This window comes from Halobaculum sp. EA56 (assembly GCF_051195075.1).
GTDB lineage: Archaea > Halobacteriota > Halobacteria > Halobacteriales > Haloferacaceae > Halobaculum.
This window is the reverse complement of the sequence record NZ_JBNTJX010000003.1, coordinates 364,934-379,537: the sequence shown is the minus strand read 5'-3', so window position 1 is coordinate 379,537 and position 14,604 is coordinate 364,934. Positions and strand designations below refer to the sequence as shown.

13 protein-coding genes are annotated in these 14,604 nt (G+C 70.9%); 7 read left to right on the top strand and 6 right to left on the bottom strand.

Features of this window, described 5'->3' with window-relative positions:
- The first annotated feature begins 135 nt into the window (after positions 1-135).
- Complete coding sequence (locus tag ACQUQ1_RS07665; protein WP_435063681.1) at positions 136-894, top strand: IclR family transcriptional regulator; 759 nt, start codon at positions 136-138, stop codon at positions 892-894.
- 964 nt (positions 895-1,858) lie between these two features.
- Positions 1,859-2,629: an IclR family transcriptional regulator gene (locus tag ACQUQ1_RS07660; protein ID WP_435063680.1), complete on the top strand. Its 771-nt coding sequence runs from the start codon at positions 1,859-1,861 to the stop codon at positions 2,627-2,629.
- Between the two features lie 104 nt (positions 2,630-2,733).
- On the opposite strand, the gene ACQUQ1_RS07655 is transcribed toward ACQUQ1_RS07660, so the two are convergent.
- The gene (locus tag ACQUQ1_RS07655; RefSeq protein ID WP_435063679.1) at positions 2,734-3,810 is read right to left on the bottom strand and encodes a 2,3-butanediol dehydrogenase; all 1,077 of its coding nucleotides are present in this window, start codon (positions 3,808-3,810) and stop codon (positions 2,734-2,736) included.
- A 171-nt stretch (positions 3,811-3,981) separates the two neighbouring features.
- Between ACQUQ1_RS07655 and ACQUQ1_RS07650 the strand changes: the two genes are divergently transcribed.
- From ACQUQ1_RS07650 to ACQUQ1_RS07640, 3 genes are read left to right on the top strand one after another with little or no spacing between them, the layout of a single operon-like run.
- A complete protein-coding gene (locus tag ACQUQ1_RS07650) occupies positions 3,982-5,028 on the top strand; it encodes a thiamine pyrophosphate-dependent dehydrogenase E1 component subunit alpha (RefSeq protein ID WP_435063678.1) in 1,047 nt (348 codons plus the stop codon).
- Positions 5,025-6,029 carry an alpha-ketoacid dehydrogenase subunit beta gene (locus ACQUQ1_RS07645; protein ID WP_435063677.1) on the top strand — a complete coding sequence of 335 codons (1,005 nt, stop codon included), beginning with the start codon at positions 5,025-5,027 and terminating at the stop codon, positions 6,027-6,029. Before ACQUQ1_RS07650 ends, ACQUQ1_RS07645 begins: the two co-directional genes overlap by 4 nt.
- A gap of 3 nt (positions 6,030-6,032) precedes the next feature.
- The gene (locus tag ACQUQ1_RS07640; protein WP_435063676.1) at positions 6,033-7,058 is read left to right on the top strand and encodes an NAD(+)/NADH kinase; all 1,026 of its coding nucleotides are present in this window, start codon (positions 6,033-6,035) and stop codon (positions 7,056-7,058) included.
- Between the two features lie 44 nt (positions 7,059-7,102).
- On the opposite strand, the gene ACQUQ1_RS07635 is transcribed toward ACQUQ1_RS07640, so the two are convergent.
- The 4 genes from ACQUQ1_RS07635 to ACQUQ1_RS07620 all read right to left on the bottom strand — a co-directional run bounded on the left by ACQUQ1_RS07635 (position 7,103) and on the right by ACQUQ1_RS07620 (position 11,563).
- Positions 7,103-8,560: an E3 binding domain-containing protein gene (locus ACQUQ1_RS07635; protein ID WP_435063675.1), complete on the bottom strand. Its 1,458-nt coding sequence runs from the start codon at positions 8,558-8,560 to the stop codon at positions 7,103-7,105.
- Between the two features lie 222 nt (positions 8,561-8,782).
- Positions 8,783-9,724, bottom strand: a complete 942-nt coding sequence (locus tag ACQUQ1_RS07630; protein WP_435063674.1) for an alpha/beta hydrolase — start codon at positions 9,722-9,724, stop codon at positions 8,783-8,785.
- Between the two features lie 135 nt (positions 9,725-9,859).
- On the bottom strand, positions 9,860-10,618 hold the full coding sequence (locus ACQUQ1_RS07625) for a DUF7001 family protein (RefSeq protein WP_435063673.1): 759 nt from the start codon (positions 10,616-10,618) through the stop codon (positions 9,860-9,862).
- A 15-nt stretch (positions 10,619-10,633) separates the two neighbouring features.
- Entirely contained in the window at positions 10,634-11,563 is a 930-nt protein-coding gene (locus tag ACQUQ1_RS07620; RefSeq protein ID WP_435063672.1) for a sulfide-dependent adenosine diphosphate thiazole synthase, read from the bottom strand.
- Between the two features lie 854 nt (positions 11,564-12,417).
- On the opposite strand from ACQUQ1_RS07620, the gene ACQUQ1_RS07615 reads away from it, so the two are divergent.
- Together ACQUQ1_RS07615 and ACQUQ1_RS07610 are read left to right on the top strand one after the other, a co-directional pair.
- Positions 12,418-13,512: a DUF4330 family protein gene (locus ACQUQ1_RS07615; protein WP_435063671.1), complete on the top strand. Its 1,095-nt coding sequence runs from the start codon at positions 12,418-12,420 to the stop codon at positions 13,510-13,512.
- A gap of 46 nt (positions 13,513-13,558) precedes the next feature.
- A complete protein-coding gene (locus ACQUQ1_RS07610; protein WP_435063670.1) occupies positions 13,559-14,056 on the top strand; it encodes a hypothetical protein in 498 nt (165 codons plus the stop codon).
- A 6-nt stretch (positions 14,057-14,062) separates the two neighbouring features.
- Here ACQUQ1_RS07610 and ACQUQ1_RS07605 read toward each other — a convergent pair whose 3' ends face one another.
- A complete protein-coding gene (locus ACQUQ1_RS07605; RefSeq protein WP_435063669.1) occupies positions 14,063-14,473 on the bottom strand; it encodes a hypothetical protein in 411 nt (136 codons plus the stop codon).
- Positions 14,474-14,604 lie beyond the last annotated feature (131 nt).

Genomic DNA, 14,604 nt, shown 5'->3' with positions numbered 1-14,604 from the left:
TCCCGACGGTTCCCGCCCGTCCCGAGGGCGATCAGTCGGAAGTATTCGGGTACCCACGACCTGGTTCAACTGTGGGGGCCGGGTGTTCACTATCGGTGAAGATATATGGGAAGACGTCACAGACGAACGTATAGCATGGGAAAGACAACCAAGACGGTCGGCGCAGTGGAACGGGCGTTCGAGATCGTCGAAGCGCTGGAGGAGCTGGGCGAGGCGGGCGCCTCGGAGGTCGCGAACGAACTGTCGTTGCCGAAGAGCACGGCCTACACGCACCTCAACACGCTCCACTCGAGGGGGTACCTCGTCAAGGACGGGGACAGGTACCGGCTGAGCTGTCAGTTCCTGCATCTGGGATCGAGCGTTCAGGAGGGGAACCCGCTGTACCGGCGCGGGAAGAAGGAGGTCGACGAGCTCGCCGCCGACACCGGCGAACGGGCCAACCTGGTGATCGAGGAGCGCGGGAAGGGGACCTGTATCCACGCATCCGACGGGGAGGGGACGATGGACAACGTCATGTCGCTGGGCGAGCGCCGCTGCATGCACTCGACCGCGACCGGCAAGGCGATCCTGGCGTACCTCCCCGAGGAGCGGGTCGACGAGATCGTCGAGACGCACGGGCTCCCGGAGTTCACCGAGCGGACGATCACCTCGCGCGGGGAACTGGACGAGGAGTTGGCCGACATCCGCGAGAACGGCGTCTCGTACGACAGGGAGGAGGCGATCACCGGGCTGCGATGTATCGCGGCCCCCGTCGTCATCGACGACGAGCCGATCGGCTCGATCAGCGTCTCGGGCCCCTCCCGGCGGTTCACGAACCCCCGCCGGAAGGAGGAACTCGAGGAGGCGGTACGGGAGTCCGCGAACGTCATACAGCTCGAGTTCCTGTTCGGTTGACCCTCGGAGACGCCGGCCCGGCCCCGGATCCCCGTCGGACCAGCCGTTCACTATCGTTGAACGGGATAGAAGCCGGAGCGCCGTTCGGCCGCCGGACGGGCGTTCCGTTCACTATCGATGAAAGCAGTCGGGGACCCCCGTCCGTCCGGGAGTCGCGGCGGAAGTCGGTCGCGACCGGCGCTACCGGAGCGGACTCGGGACGGAGACCGGGGCGAGTCCGGGGCGACGAACGGACCCCGCGCTCTCCGCCTCGCCACGTGCGTCACCCGAGAGTCCCCGCCGGCCGTACCGGGTCGAACGGGATCTCCTCCGAGCGAACCCTCGGTCCGGTTTCCGGCGTTCCCGGGGGACGGGAGATCCCATTACAGTTGTAGTGGCGTAATGAGAACCGTCGTTCCCGCCCCGTCGATCGGCGCCGAATCCCTCGCACCCGCCCGCCGGCCTCGGTTGGTTCGTCCCACTCCCCAGGTCGGGTGCGGTACCCGGCAGCGTTCGTTCCGTTTACGACGATAAGATGGCTCCAAGATTTCGTTACATTGCTATCACTGTAATGGTTATGTGGATGACAGCCGCGGGCGGGGTCGACTCATGACCTGATCGATATGAGCGGGTGCGACGCGCGTGGCCGGTCGTTCGACGGTCGTACGCGGCGGGCGATCGCGTCGGAACCGTCGACGTTCGGGCGTCGGCCGCTCGTCCCGACCCGGATCGCCCGTCCCGGACCGCCGCAGTAGAGGACTTCGAAATAGTCGGAACCGTGCGGCTCGATCCCGGCATTGGCCCCGGTACGTGCCCGCGTATCGAAATCGTTCCGAGTATCTCGGAATACTCGGGAACAGGACGCTCGGCCCCGCTCGGAACGGTCCGGTCGCGTCCGTGCCCCCGCGGCACGACGGAGTCGTCTGTCGCAGCCGTTCCGAAATACCCGGAACTATTATTTAGGTTCCACGTTCAGGGTGTGTCAATGGGTTCCACACAACCGCTCAAGTCGCTGTGTCGGGCCAACCGGATCGTCCGGCGGCTCATCGACATGCGGGGGGCCACGGCGAGCGAGCTGGCCGAGGAGTTCGACATGCCCCTCAGCACGATGTACGAGTACGTGAACACCCTCGAGCGGATCGACTACCTCCGGAAGGGGCCCGACGGGCGGTACCGCGTGAGCTCGACGTTCCTGGAGCTGGGGAACCAGGTGCGGCGGAACTACGAGATATACAACGTGGGGGAGCCGGAGATCCGGCGGCTGGCCGAGGAGACGGGGGAGTTCGCCGGGCTGGCGATCGAGGAGGACGGCCTCGGGGTGTTGCTCTCGATGAAGAAGGGTGACAAGGTGAAGCGACTGAAGGTCAACCGGACGTACCCGGGCGTCAGGTCCCGGCTCAACACGACGGCCTTCGGGAAGGCGATCCTCGCCCAGCTGTCCGACGAGGAGATCCGGGACGTGGTCGACCAGTACGGGCTCCACCCGCGCACGGAGAACACGATCACGGAGGTCGACCCGCTGCTGGAGGAGATGGACCGCGTCCGCGAGCGCGGCTACGCGTTCGACGACGAGGAGTGCTTCGACGGGATGCGCGGCATCGGCGTGCCCGTCGCGAGCCGGGCGGACGACGTGCTCGCCGGCATCGCGCTGTACGGGCCGCCGAACCGCCTCGACGACGAGACGTTCTTCGAGGAGTACCCGTCGCTCGTCCAGGAGTACGCGGACGTCATCCGGGGGACCCTCGAGTACGCCTGACCCGGACCGGCGGTGGACGGCCCGAGACCGGGTTCGATGGAACGCTCCGATCGGACCCCGGTCCCGCGCGTCGCCGCCCGAGCGTCCCGCGGTCGTCAGCCCCGCTACCCGTTCGGCCTGACGAGGATCTTCACGTGCTCGCTCTCCGGATCGACGAGCCGCTCGAACCCCTCCTCGACGATCCCGTCGAGGCCGATCCGCCCGGTGACGAACGGCTCGGGGTCGAGCCGCCCGTCCGCGAGCATGTCGATGACCATCCCGTACTCCTCGCCGGAGCGCGGGCCGCCGAGGTACGCGAGCGTCCCCGTCACCGTCCGCTCGCCGAGCACGAGGTCGTTCGGGTGGGTGCGGACCTCCTCCTCCCAGATGCTCACGACGGTCACTCGGCCCCTCGGCGCCGTACACCCGACCGCGTCGTTGAACGACGCCTCGACGCCCGCGACCTCGAAGGCGACGTCGACGCCGCCGTCGGTGTGCTCGGCGACGTACTCGACGGCGTCGGTACTCGTCGGGTCGACGAGCTCGTCGGCGCCGCAGTCGGCCGCGCGCTCGCGGCGGGCCGCCCGCGGCTCGGAGACGAATATCGTTCCGGCGCCGGCCGCCCGGGCGCACTGGATCACCGCGAGCCCGATCGGTCCGCTGCCGAACACCGCCACCGCGTCGCCGGCGCGGAGGCCGGAGCGGCGGACCGCGTGCAGCCCGACGCTCAGCGGCTCCACCAGCGCGCCGTGTTCGAGCGGCACGTCGTCGCCGAGCGGGACGGCGTGTTCCGCGTCCAGCACGACGCTCTCGGCGAACCCCCCGCCGCCGCCGGAGAGGCCGACGAAGCCGACGGAGTCGCAGATGTGGTAGTTCCCCTCCCGGCACTGTCGACACTCCCCGCAGTAGAGTATCGGGTTGATCGCGACCGCGTCGCCGACGTCGAGTCCGCCGACGCCCTCGCCGATCTCCGAGACGGTCCCGGCGAACTCGTGGCCCATCCTGATCGGCGTCGTCTCCCCCGACACCGGGTGCGGCTCGTCCCCGGGGGCGAAGATCGGGCCGGTGGTGTACTCGTGGAGGTCCGACCCGCAGATCCCGCAGGCGTCGACGTCGATCCGGACCTGATCGGGCCCGACCGTTCCCGGGTCCGTGTCCTCGACGCGGATGTCCCGTCGGTCGTGGTAGACAGCGGCTCGCATGGCGTCGTGTCGTTCGACGTGAACGATGATAAATCCGCGTCGGATTACGGCGTCGCGGCGATCGCGTCCCGACCGGCGCCGACGAACCGACGGACGGGTCGACCACCCAGTAATACCACATAATCAACCAGTAAGGTTATGCCGGAAGTGAGTGTCAATCACTAGCGCAGCATGGCGGACTACACACTCGACACGGAGAACGGGAGATCGGAGGCGTTGCGCCGAATGATGACCATCCGGGAGTTCGACGAGACCGCCGGGGACTACTTCGCCGACGGGGAGATCCCGGGGTTCGTCCACCTCTACATCGGAGAGGAGGCGGTCGGCGTCGGCGCCTGCGCCGCGCTCGACCCGGACGACTACATCGCCAGCACCCACCGCGGGCACGGCCACTGCATCGCCAAGGGGCTCGACCCGAAGCTGATGATGGCCGAGCTGTTCGGGAAGTCCGACGGCTACTGCAACGGCAAGGGCGGGTCGATGCACATCGCGGACGTCGACTCGGGGATGCTCGGCGCGAACGGGATCGTCGGCGCCGGGCCGCCGATGGCGGCCGGCGCGGCGCTCACGATCGACTACCAGGACCGCGACCAGGTGGCGCTGGGCTTCCTCGGCGACGGCGCCGTCGCGCAGGGGCAGGTCCACGAGGCGATCAACATGGCGTCGACGTGGGACCTCCCGGCGATCTTCCTCGTCGAGAACAACCAGTACGGCGAGGCCACGCCCGTCGAGAAGCAGCACAACGTCGACCACCTCAGCGACACCGCACAGGCGTACGACATCCCGGGCGTGACCGTCGACGGGATGGACGTCACGGCGGTCGCGGAGGCCGTCGAGGAGGCGCGCAAGCGCGCCCGCGACGGCGACGGCCCGACGCTCATCGAGGCGGAGACGTACCGCTACCGCGGCCACTACGAGGGCGACGAACAGCCCTACCGCGACGAGGAGGAGATCGAGCGCTGGAAGCAGCGGGACAGCATCGAGACGTTCAAGCAGCGGCTGATCGACCGCGGCGAACTCACCGAGGAGGAGTTCGAGGAGATGCGGGCGGAGGTCGAGGAGACCATCCAGGACGCGGTGGCGTACGCCCAGGAGGCCGACCTGCCGGCCCCGGAGGAGGCGTACGACGACATGTTCGCCGACTCCGTCCCCGAGATCGAACAGTTCGCGCAGCGACCGCGTGCCGACGGCGGCGACACCCGAGGTGATTCCCGATGACCGCACAGGCAGAACTCGACCGCGAGCAGACCGAGACGATGACCGTCCGCGAGGCGATCCGACAGGCGCTCCGCGAGGAGATGCGCCGCGACGAGGACGTGTACGTCATGGGCGAGGACGTCGGCCTGTTCGGTGGCGTCCTCGAGGTGACGGGCGACCTCTACGAGGAGTTCGGCGAGGAGCGCGTCCGCGACACCCCCATCGCGGAGGCCGGCTTCGTCGGCGCCGCCACCGGCGCGGCCGCCACCGGGACCCGCCCGGTCGTGGAGATCATGTTCTCGGACTTCATGGGCGTCTCGATGGAGCAGACGATGAACCAGATGGCGAAGATGCGCTACATGTTCGGCGGGAAGACGGAGATGCCCGTCACCGTCCGGACCACCGAGGGCGGCGGCATGGGCGCGGCCAGCCAGCACTCCGGGACCGTCCACGCGTGGATCGCGCACTTCCCCGGGCTGAAGGCCGTCGCCCCGGGCACCGCCGCGAGCGCGAAGGGGCTGACCAAGGCCGCCATCCGCTCGGACGACCCGGTGTTCGTCTTCGAGAACAAGATGATCTACGAGCAGCAGGGCGAGGTGCCGACCGACGAGGACTTCACGGTCCCGATCGGCGAGGCGAGCGTCGAGCGCGAGGGCGACGACGTGACCGTGGTCGCGACACAGCGGCTGGTGAGCGAGTCGCTCGACGTCGCGGAGGACCTCGACGGCGACGTGAGCGTCGAGGTGATCGACCCCCGGTCGCTGTACCCGCTCGACACCGACACGATCGTCGAGAGCGTCGAGAAGACCGGCCGGCTGGTCGTCGCCGACGAGAGCCCGCTCTCGTACGGGATCCACGCCGAGGTCGCCACGCGGGCGATGGAGAACGCGTTCTTCAGCCTGGACGCGCCGATCCAGCGCGTCGGCACGCCCGACACGCACATCCCGTTCAGCCCGCCGCTCGAAGGGGAAGTCCTTCCCGACGGGGAGGGCGTCCGGGACGCGATCGAGCGGATCGCCTGACGCGTGGCGCACGTCGGACTGATCGTCAACCCGGCGGCGGGCCGGGACGTCCGCCGCCTCACCGGCGGCGCGAGCGTCGTGGACAACTACGCGAAGCGCCGCGTCGCCCAGTGCGTCGCGAGCGGGCTGACGATCGCTGACGACCCCCCGCGCGTGTCGGTGATGCCGGACAAGACGGGGATCGCCGAGCACGTCGCACAGGAGGCGCCCGACGGCGTCGCCGTCGAGACGATCGACATGCCGGTCGAGGAGACGGCCGCGGACACCCGCCGCGCCGCCGCGTACGTCCGCGAGCACGCCGACGTGGCGGTCGTCCTCGGCGGGGACGGCACCACCCGGGACGCGTCCCTGGAGCTGGGCGACGTGCCGCTCGTGTCCGTCTCGACGGGCACCAACAACGTCGTCCCGACCCCCGTGGACGGGACGGTCGCGGGGGCGGCCGCCGCCGCGGTCGCGACCGGCCTCGTCGACGCCGGGGCCGTCACCGCCCGGCACGGCCGGATCGACGTGGTGGCCGACGACGCGACCGGCGAGAAGCGGCTCACGGGGCTGGCCGCCGTCGGGATCGTCGACCGGCCGTTCGTCGGGACCCGGGCGGTCATCGACCCGACGGAGCTGCTCGGGGGCGTGGTCTCGCGGGCACACCCGTCGGACATCGGGCTGGGGAGCGTCGCGGGGTGCATCGAGCCGGTGGCGCCGGACGAGCCCGGCGGCGCCGCCGTCAGGCTCGGCGACGCGGAGACGGCGCCGCGGACCGTCCGCGCGATCGTCGCGCCGGGCATGACGACGGCCGTCGGCGTCGAGCGCCACGACGCGCTCGCGTGGGACGAGCCCGCGACGTTCGCGGTGTCGGACGCGGTCGTCGGCGCCGACGGCGAGCGGGAGATCGAACTCGTCGACGCGACCGTCGAGATGACGCCGACGGCCGGCGGGCCGCGGCTCGTGGACGTCGAGGAGGCGCTCGGCGCCGCCGCCGACGCGGGCGCGCTGGTTCGCGACGGGCCGGTCGTCCCGGATCCGGATCGGTAGTCCGGTCCGGGGCGTCCGCCCCGGTGCGCACCGGGTTCGGCGACCTATTCGGTTCCCCGATACGACGCCAGCACGAGCTCGTCGGCCGCCGCCGCGCGGTCGCGGACCGCGTCGAGGAAGGCCCGCGCCTCGTCGCCGCCGACCGCGCGGGCGTCGTACGTGAGCGCGAGCGTCACGAGCGGGCGGAGGTCCACGCCCTCGTCGCTCGGCAGCGCCCGCCGTCCCGTCGCGTCGACCGCCAGGGCCGCGACGGCCGGCGGGTTCGTCAGCCGGCTGTCCGCGCTCGCGTCGGCGGCGTTCGCGAGCGTGAACGTCGGCGCGGCGTCCGCGCTCTCCGCGTCCGTTCCGTCGGCCTCGATCGCCTGCCGGGCCTCGACGACCTCGCCGAGCGAGCGTCCCGCGGCGTCCTCGACCGTGCCCGTGATCGGGTCGCCGTCGTCGCCGTCGACGACGAGCGCGACGTCCTGGCGCTCCCGGACGTGGTGGGTCGCCTCCTCGTAGGTCCCGTTCACCACGGGGACGTCCGACAGCGCCGCCGAGGCGACGACGACCAGCACGTCGGTCGTCGTGACCGCCCCCTCGAAGGCCGTCCGCACCGCCTCCACCGTCCCGAGGAGCGCCTCGGCGGCGGCCGGGTCGACCACGGCGGTCTCCCGGCGGTACCGGCCCGCGGCCTCCCCGCCGGCGACATCCAGGCCGGCTTCGGTCGCCCCCGTCGGCGGCGACCCGGTGCCCGCCGAACCCGCTGTCGCCTCGGCGGCCTCGGCGGCGTCCTCGACGTCCTCCTCGGTGATCGCGCCGTCGAAGCCGGTCCCCTCGACGCTCGCGAGGTCGACGCCGAGCTCCTCGGCCCGCTCTCGTGCTCGTGGGGACGCCTTCACGTCCGCCGCCGCGCTCGTGTCCGGCTCGCCAGTCTCCGCGGCCTCGGGGGCGTTCTCGACGTCCTCCTCGGTGATCGCGCCGTCGAAGCCGGTTCCCTCGACGGTCGTCAGGTCGACCCCGAGTTCCTCGGCCCGCTCACGCGCCCTGGGCGAGGCCTTGACCTCGTCGGCTCCCGCGGCGGCTCCCGAGGCCGTTCCCGCGTCGCCGGCCGTCGACGCGGTCGCCCCGTCAGTCGCCGCCGCGCCGTCCCCGCCGGCCGCCGGGGAGTCGGCCGCGGCCCCGCCGGACCCACCCGATCCGCCGGCGGCGGCGGAGACGGCCTCGGGCGCCTCGCCCTCGAGTTCGGCCTCCGCCTCGGCTCGCAGGTCGGCGATGTCGGCGTCGGGCGCCGCGAGGATGCCGATGGGCGTCCCGGGCGGGACCGACCCCTCCTCCTCGATGTACACGTGCCGGAGCACGCCGTCCTCGCGGGCGTCGACCTCGCCGATGCTCTTCTCGGACTCGACCTCGGCCAGCAGGTCCCCCTCCGCGACCTCGTCCCCGGGGTCGACGTGCCACTCCAGCACGGTCCCCTGTTCCATCTCGAGGCCCAGCTTCGGCATCTTGATAACGTACGCCATTGTGTGGTGTTCACGTACACCGGATCACTAAAACGTATCTCCCGAGATCGTCGTTATCCGTCGCTTGCAGGCCCGTATAGCGCCGAAATCGGCTATCGGTCCGTCGTGAGCGGCGGCTCCGCGCGTCGTTCGACCGTCGGGCGGAGCCGGCCCACACAGTCCGGGGAGGTGTCCGCGGTCGTGGAGGGATAAAGGGATCCGCGCTCGTCGGGGGCCGGCCGCTCACCCGAGTTCCGCCCGTACCGCCGTCCCGATCTCGTCGACTGCCTCGCGGGCGCGGTCCAGTTCCGGGTCGGCGAGCATCGTCAGGAAGCCGTGGATCACGTCGCCGTACTGCGTGTGGGTGGTCGGGACGCCGGCGTCGGAGAGGCGGTCGGCCAGGCCGCGGCCGTCGTCGCGGAGCGGGTCGAACCCGCAGGTCAGCACGAACGTCGAGGGGAGGCCGCCGGGGTCGCGCGCACGGAGCGGCGAGGCGTACGGGTGCCCCCCGTCCAGATCGCTCCGGAGGTAGCCGTTCCAGAAGCGCTCCATGTCCGCGCGCGTCAGGAAGTAGCCCTGCGCGTTCTCCTCGTAGGAGTCCGTGTCGAACGCGTAGTTCGTGGGCGGGTACGCGAGCGCCTGGTGGTCGATCGTCGGGCCGTCGCGGTCGCGGGCCAGCAGGCCGACGCCGACGGCCAGGTTCGCGCCCGCGCTGTCGCCCGCGACCGCGAGCGCGTCCGGCGTCGCGCCGACGGCCTCGGCGTTGTTCGCGACCCACCGGGTCGCGGCGTAGCAGTCCTCCAGCGGGGCGGGAAACCGGTGCTCCGGTGCGAGCCGGTACCCGACAGCGACCACGACGCACCCGGCCGCGTTCGCCAGCGCCCGGCAGAGCGCGTCGTGGGTGTCGAGGCCGCCGAGCATCCACCCGCCGCCGTGGAAGAACACGAGCGGCGGGTGCGGCCCGTCGCCGCGCGGCGTGTACACCCGGACCGGGACCTCGCCCGCCGGGCCCGGGACGGTCCGGTCGGTCACGGCCGCGACGTCGTCCGGCGGCTCGTCGGGCACGCAGAGGTCGCGGTACGTCTCGCGGGCCTCCCGCAGCGGCAGTCGGTACAACGGCGGCAGCCCCCGCTCCGATAGCTCGTGGAGATACGCCTCTACCTGCGGATCGAGCGCGGACGACATGTGCGTGTACGCTCACTGGACAGACGGACATAATTGTACCTGTGGCCGGGGGAGCGCGAGAGCAGAAAGAAGGATGGGAAGGATGAGGGGGGAGAGCGAACGGACGGGAGGAGTTCGTGCCGCCCGCCCGAACCCCTACCCGTACCGCTCCGCGTGCGCCGGGCAGAACTCCGGGTCGCGGAGTTGCGCCTCGATCAGGTCCTCCTGATAGTGCGCGTTGTACAGCCGACACCCCTCCTCGTCACAGAACGCCTCGCTCGTCTCCAGGTAGTGGACCGCCTGGAGGACGTACCCCCGGAGCGCCTCGGTCGTCCGCGGGTCGTCCTCGACGAGGAACTCCCCCTCGACCTCGGTTTCGAGCACCTCGCGCGGCGGCGTGTCCCCCGACAGGAGCGCGTGCGACTGCTTCTCCCGGTAGTACGCCTCCGGCTTGGCGGGCGCCTCGTAGAGCCCGGGGACGGACACGAGGGCCGGCTGACCGAGCACGTTCACCCGCTTGTGCCAGCGGCCGTCCCCGCCCCACGTCCCGAGGACGCGGTCGAGGAGGACGACGTGGAGGTGGTCGAGCGAGCGCTCCTCCTCCGGGAGGCGCGCGTTGAGCGCGCGCTGGACCGCGTGGCCGTCGTAGATGACGCCCCCGGCGCGGGTCGGGTCGTCGAGGGCGCGCTCCTCGTAGCGGACGACCCCGAGCATGGTGTTGCCCGTCTCGCGCTCGTACGGCGACTGCACGCGTGCCCCGGCGAGGTCGCGGGCGAGGTCGTCGTCGCGGACCGCGGCGAGGAACCGGTCGCGCGCCTCGACGGCCGCGCCGACCCGGCCGCGGAGCCACTCGGCGACCGCCCCCGCGTCCGCCGCGGTGGTGGGGGCGCGATACAGGGAGACGCGCTCGACCATTCCCCGAGTGGGCGGTCAGTCCGCCCCGGCGGCGCGGGAGGTCAGGTCGACGGGCTCCGCGTCGACGCCGAGTTCGTCGATGGCGGCCTGCGCGGCGCGCTTGCCGGAGACGAGCATCGCGCCGAACGTCGGCCCCATGCGGGGGAGACCGTAGGTCGTCGCGGTGGCCATCCCGGTCACCACGAGCCCCGGGTGCGCGAGGCCGGTGTGCTCGACGACGGCGTCCTCGCTCTCGCCGACCCACATCGAGTCGTGGCCGGGCGAGTCGTGGCCGGGCGCCCCGTACTGGTCGTCGCTCGTCCGGTCCATCCCGGTGGAGTGCTCGTCCGCGTGGTCGATGCCGGGCGCGTCGAGGACGCCCCGCTCGTGGAGCTTCGAGACCGCGACGGCGTCGTGGCCGGTCGCGTCGATGACGAGGTCGCCCTCGACGGCGATGGGGTCGACGCAGGTGATCTCCCGCGGGAGCGCGTGGACGGGCGTCCAGTTCATGACGATGCCGCCGACGCGGTGGTCCTCGCGGATCACGATGTCGGTGAACTCGGTCATGTTCTGGATCTTCGCGCCGGCGTCGCAGGCGGCCTTGATCAGCCCGGAACAGGCCTCCGGCCCGTTCGCGACGTACAGCCCCTCGGTGTCCTGCGCCCGCTTGTAGTCCACGTCGAGTTCCTCGAGGACGCGCTCGGCCGGGCTCCGGACGGTCACCTTGTTCATGAGGAAGCCGCCCAGCCAGAACCCCCCGCCGAGGTAGTTGTTCTTCTCGACGACCATCGTCTTCACGCCGCGCTCGGAGAGCTCCTTCGCAGCCATCAGCCCCGAGGGCCCCCCGCCGACGACGATGACGTCGCTGTCCGAGAAGTCCATGAACTCCTCGGTCCACTCCTGACCGATGGCCCGTGTGACGTCCGCCTCGCCGACGTCGCTGAACTGCTCGGTATCCGAATTCATACCACCCCGTAATACCACCTGGTATGCAATAATCCTTCGGGCGGCCCGAACGTTTCTGTATCAGATACCATAGGTATATTTCGTTTGGAAACAGATCCGCGCTCGGGTCCCTCCGATCGTCCTTCGATAGCGGAACCCGACAGGGACGAGTTCGGACGCCGCGGCCCGTCCGTCCGACGACCGGCCGGGTCGACGGCCCGGCCACGAACGACGGATTCCGTCCGCTGCCGTCGACTCGTCGGTGAACGATCGGAGCGGCGGCGGGACTGTGCATCGTCGTCGGCCCGCCGCCGCTGGGGGGGATCCGGACCCGTCGCGTCCGGGTCCCCGATCGGCGGGCGAACGGCGTCGCGAGTGCGAACGCGGGTCCCCCCAGTTCGTGCCGTAAACGGTCCGAATCCCGTCCGGAGTACCACCGGGTACGCACGTGTCGCGTCCAGAGACCGATCCCTCTCGCCGGCGCCGGCCTCCGGGAGTCGCTCTCTCGACGTCGTTCCGTCGCCGTCGGCGCCGTCCCTCGAATTCCGGGGCCGTGGAGCGTCCCACGACCTCGGAGTCGGGTCGTCGCCGCGTTCCAGTCGAAATATATATCTTATTTACCCACAATAAGTAATTATTCTAGTAATTTCTGCGGACCCACGCAGGAGCGGCCGGGGGAAGTCGGGACGGGATCTGCTCCGAGAACGTCGAGGGGGACGGGGTCGGCGGGAGACGGGACCGGCGAGCGGTCAGTTCGACCACGACACCCTCGGCGCCGAGTCGACACCGGCTCACCCCCCGACGAAGCCGCGTTCCGCAACCGTTTTGCCCCGGTTACATCATCATCCCCCAATGCGATCCCCAGGTGATGCGCGGTGAACGTCATCGACGACGAGGGGAACCTCTTCGGCCTCGTCAACGTCGTCGACGCGCTCGCCGTCCTCCTCGTCCTCGCGGTCGTCGCCGCCGGCGCGGCGTTCGTCCTCCAGCCGGAGCCGGAGCCTGAGCCGCCGGAGCTGACGACGACCAACGCGACCCTCGACCTCGGCACGCAGCCGGACTACATCGTGGACCGGCTGAACGAGGGCGACACCTACTCGCCCGGCGGGGACAACGAGATCACGGTCACCGACGTGCACCTCACCCCGCGGGACGGCCGGACGGCCGTCCTCCTTCGTGTTCGGCTCCGGGGCCCCGTCTCGGGGGACGGCCTCCGCTACGACGGCGCGCCCCCGAGGCTCGGCCGGACGCTCGGCATCCAGACCGACGCGTACCAGGTGCAGGGGACGGTCGTCGACGTCGGCGGCGGGGACGCGCTGGCCACGGCCGAGGAGTCCGTGCTGGTCGAGGCGACCGTCGACGCCGCCACCGCCGCGGACATCGACGAGGGCGACGCCTTCTCCCTGCGACAGCGCACCCTCGCGACGGTCGAGTCGGTGACTGTCTACGGGACGGGCAACCCCGACCGCAAGCGGGTGCTGGTCGGGCTCAGCCTCTCGGCCAGGGACGCCGGCGACGAACTCCGGTTCGCCGGCACGTCGCTCCGGGAGGGGAACGCCGTCCCGTTCCGGGTCGACGAGTACGGCTTCCGCGGGGAGATACGACGCGTCGGTGCGACCGAGCCCCGCGGCACGGCGACGACGGAGACGGTCACCCTCCAGCTCCGTGACGTCCCGCCGGAACTCGCGAGCAGCATCCGGGCGGGCATGCGCGAGACGAGCGGGGGCGACACCCTCGCGCGGATCGCCTCCGTCGACCGGACGAACGCGACGGTCGTGCTCACCAGCGACGACGGGAACATCTACGAGCGCGAGCACCCGGTGAATCAGGACCTCACGATGGAGGTCGAGCTCCGGGTGCGCGAGACCGCGACCGGGACCACGTTCAAGAGCCGGACGATCCAGCAGGGGTCGACGGTCGTGCTCGACCTGGGGAGCGTCACCGTCCGCGCGACGGTCGTCGACCTCTGACTCGACCCGCCACACTACCAGCACACTCACGAGAGAACGGATCACCATGCCCACGCGATCAACCGACCACGACTCCGAACTCGGCGCCCGACTCCGTCGCGTCCTCGACGGATCGACGCTCGTCCGGGCCGGCCGGACGCTCCGTGACCGAGCTGCCGACTCGACGCTCGCCACCCTCGGCCGACGCCTCGCGAGCGGGGCCCGGAACTCGTTCGTCTACCGGTGGCTCACGAAGGAGCCCGAGCCGGAGGTGATCGTGATCGACCTCCGGGAGACGTGGACCGTCGGGCCGGTCATCGCGCTGCTCGACCGGCTCGTCGAGTGGGTCGTCCCGTACTGGCGGGGGTCGAGGCTCAAACGTGGCCTCGACCGTACCGCCGCGCTCGGCGAACGGGCGGCCGACACGCGGGCCGGACGGCTGCTCGTGCGCGTGCTCGAACCGCCGGAGCCGCCCGACGAGCGGACCGGCGAGAACCGGACGACCGAAAGCGGAGACCCGTCGAACGCCGACGCGACTGCCGAGCGGGACGACGAGTCCCGCTGAGTCGGCTCACTCCTCCTCGTCGTCGGGCGACCCGTACGTCCCCGACGGGTCGTCCAGGTCCAGTACGATCAGCGACTGGTCGTCCTCGTCGTCCCACTCGGGGTCGTACTGCGTCGTCACCTCGGGGACGAGGTCGTACCGTTCGAGGAACGCCTTCGGCGCGATGGTCCCGCCGGAGTCCGTGACCGACACCGTGTAGGCGGCGTCGTCGGCCTCCTTGTCGGCGACCGGTTCGATCCCGACCCGGTTCTCCTCCTCGTCGAAGTACATCACGGCGCCCGTGTCGTCGCCGAAGAACTCCTCCAGGGCCGCCCGGTTCACGCCGATGCTCCCCGACTTGCGGATCGAGATCATCGGCTCCGTCCCCGCCGGCCGTCCCCGCCCCGCGCCGGACTCGTCGAACTTTTCGAATCCCATAGCCGAATTCTGTATGGGAATATCTTATAGCTATTGTTCGACTAAATCGATAGGTCGGCGAGTTTCGTTCCCGTATCGATTCTTCAAGGTTCGTGGTTTCGCCGTTCTCTGTGGGCCGATTTCGTGTCCGC

Coding starts and splice junctions, on each gene's coding strand:
- ACQUQ1_RS07645 (WP_435063677.1), top strand. CDS start 5,025: ATGACCGCACAGGCAGAACTCGACCGCGAGCAGACCGAGACGATGACC.
- ACQUQ1_RS07610 (WP_435063670.1), top strand. CDS start 13,559: ATGCCCACGCGATCAACCGACCACGACTCCGAACTCGGCGCCCGACTC.
- ACQUQ1_RS07620 (WP_435063672.1), bottom strand. CDS start 11,563: ATGAATTCGGATACCGAGCAGTTCAGCGACGTCGGCGAGGCGGACGTC.
- ACQUQ1_RS07625 (WP_435063673.1), bottom strand. CDS start 10,618: ATGGTCGAGCGCGTCTCCCTGTATCGCGCCCCCACCACCGCGGCGGAC.
- ACQUQ1_RS07660 (WP_435063680.1), top strand. CDS start 1,859: ATGGGTTCCACACAACCGCTCAAGTCGCTGTGTCGGGCCAACCGGATC.
- ACQUQ1_RS07665 (WP_435063681.1), top strand. CDS start 136: ATGGGAAAGACAACCAAGACGGTCGGCGCAGTGGAACGGGCGTTCGAG.
- ACQUQ1_RS07630 (WP_435063674.1), bottom strand. CDS start 9,724: ATGTCGTCCGCGCTCGATCCGCAGGTAGAGGCGTATCTCCACGAGCTA.
- ACQUQ1_RS07650 (WP_435063678.1), top strand. CDS start 3,982: ATGGCGGACTACACACTCGACACGGAGAACGGGAGATCGGAGGCGTTG.
- ACQUQ1_RS07635 (WP_435063675.1), bottom strand. CDS start 8,560: ATGGCGTACGTTATCAAGATGCCGAAGCTGGGCCTCGAGATGGAACAG.
- ACQUQ1_RS07655 (WP_435063679.1), bottom strand. CDS start 3,810: ATGCGAGCCGCTGTCTACCACGACCGACGGGACATCCGCGTCGAGGAC.
- ACQUQ1_RS07605 (WP_435063669.1), bottom strand. CDS start 14,473: ATGGGATTCGAAAAGTTCGACGAGTCCGGCGCGGGGCGGGGACGGCCG.